The sequence below is a fragment of the Campylobacter sp. 2457A genome, assembly GCF_020135895.1.
Taxonomy (GTDB): Bacteria; Campylobacterota; Campylobacteria; order Campylobacterales; family Campylobacteraceae; genus Campylobacter_D; species Campylobacter_D taeniopygiae.
This window is the reverse complement of the sequence record NZ_JACHTO010000073.1, coordinates 1-873: the sequence shown is the minus strand read 5'-3', so window position 1 is coordinate 873 and position 873 is coordinate 1. Positions and strand designations below refer to the sequence as shown.

Here is an 873-nt window from a genome sequence, read left to right as displayed (position 1 = left end):
CAATCTTAAGACTTCTAAAGAATTAAGACTTAATAGAAGTGAGAATGTTTTCTGGGCTAAGGATAATAAACAAATAAAAGAAATGGCTAATGATTTATTAGAGAATGCTCAACATTTAAATAAAATAAAAACAACCATAGGTATCAAAGATAAAAAAACCGGAAAAGTTATAAGGCAAGAACCGATAGAAATTAATGTTTATTTATTAGAGGATAAAATGACAAAAGTACAAATTAGAAGCAATTCTCAAAGTGGTGGAGATACAATAGATATTATCTATAATTTAGAACCAAAAACAAAAATTCACAATTTGAAAGATTTAAGATGAAATATAAAGTATTAAATAAAGAGTATATGGATTTTATTTTTTATGATATCCCTTATGAGTTAGGTAAGAAAATAAGTAACTACTATGAAATGCACCTTTTTCTACAAATACCAAATGTTAAGAAAACAGATATTTTGGAATTGTTTGAAATGACAATTTTGACAAGTTTTGATATTGAAGCAGAAATGGATGAAACAATTTTTGCTAGTTATTTATTTGATTTTTCAAATTTATATAAATTAGCACATCATTATACTGATGATTATGTAGCTATTGTAGGACAACTTTTTTTAGACGATTGTATTGATTTTTGGCGTTGTGCATATCATGAAACAGATAATGCAAATACAAAAACTCCCAATTTATCACAATACAAAAAAGAAAATAAATATGAAACTTGGAAATATTTTAGAGATAATTATATTTATTCTTACAACGATAATTTAGTAAATCATGCAACAAAAGGCGATTTTTGGGGGAATTTGGATAATTGGGATATGTATAATATCAATTGTTTTCGCACTCAAAAAGGCACAAAATACTTT

At 25.3% G+C, this 873-nt stretch carries 1 protein-coding gene and 1 pseudogene; both read left to right on the top strand.

Annotated elements, in window-relative coordinates; genetic code table 11:
* A pseudogene (locus H2280_RS08365) lies at positions 1–328 on the top strand (hypothetical protein); the annotation flags it as partial.
* Positions 325–873: hypothetical protein (locus tag H2280_RS08360; protein ID WP_337216253.1), on the top strand; the 549-nt coding region annotated here is incomplete at its 3' end. The pseudogene H2280_RS08365 and the gene H2280_RS08360, both read left to right, overlap by 4 nt.